Source organism: Streptomyces sp. SID14478, assembly GCF_010548525.1.
Lineage (GTDB): Bacteria > Actinomycetota > Actinomycetes > Streptomycetales > Streptomycetaceae > Streptomyces.
Genome location: NZ_JAAGMG010000936.1, coordinates 1 through 962 on the forward strand (window position 1 = coordinate 1; position 962 = coordinate 962).

The 962-nt window shown below is 72.3% G+C and carries 2 protein-coding genes; both read right to left on the bottom strand.

Translation table 11 applies throughout. From position 1 onward, the window contains the following. A partial coding sequence (locus G3I40_RS30370; protein WP_164305832.1) for a PRC-barrel domain-containing protein occupies positions 1 to 361 on the bottom strand: 361 nt, incomplete at its 3' end. 243 nt (positions 362 to 604) lie between these two features. Continuing rightward, on the bottom strand, positions 605 to 962 hold a 358-nt coding region (locus G3I40_RS30375), incomplete at its 5' end, for an ATP-binding protein (RefSeq protein WP_164305833.1).

A 962-nucleotide genomic window follows, 5' to 3' on the forward strand; every position in this document is an offset into this window, starting at 1 on the left:
CGTCCGGACGCCCGGCGCGCCCGCCCGCGGCGGCCGTCGGCCCGGCCAGGCCGTAGTGCGCGTAGAGCTCCTGCTTCTCCGACTCCTCAAGGTGCTGGTCGGCGTCGACGCGCGGCGCGTCCTTCACCGCCTCCTTGGTGTAGTTCACCTTCAGGGTGTCGTCCTCGCGGCCGGCACCGGCCAGCGGCACGAAGCTCTCCTTCATGCCGAACAGGCCCGTCTTCACCGTCACCCAGTCGGCGCGGCCGGTGGCGTCGTCGATGTAGACCCGCTCGACGCTGCCGATCTTCTCTCCCGTGCGGTCGTACGCGGTGAGTCCCACAAGGGCATTGGGGCTGTTGAAGGTCTCGCCCTGGGTCATGTGTGATCACTCCCTGCGGAACATGGGGGCGAACCAGCGTCGCCGCGGGCCCATGTGCCTCGTCTCCATCGGGCGGGGTACGGGCGTCACGTGCAACAAGGCGCTTCACTGCCTGCAACCGGATCGCCCGGCGCGGGCTCCTCCCGCGGTGCGGCAGAGGCAATGCGGCCCGTCCGACGCGCTTCGGCGCCGTGTGCGCCATTCGGGTGAACGGTGGGTGTCCGCCACTCCGCCGGGACCGCGTCACTGTCCTCGCGCCGGGACGACGAATTCGCACCACACGCACTTGCCGCCGCCGCGTGCCTCCACGCCCCAGACGTCGGCGAGCCGGTCGACGAGGAGCAGGCCGCGGCCCGAGACGCCGTCGTCACCGGCTTCCCGGCGGCGCGGCAGGGCGCTGGAGGTGTCCTCCACGTCGACCCTCAGTCTCCGGTCGGGGCCGGTCAGGACCCGCAGGGTGACGATGGCCGGGCCGTCGGTGTGCAGGAGCGCGTTGGTGACGAGTTCGTCGGCGACGAGTTCGATCTCGTCGGCGCGCTCCCGCGCTCCCCACGCGCGGACGGCGGCGCCGATCATGTGCCGGGCGGCGCTCAGCGCCTCC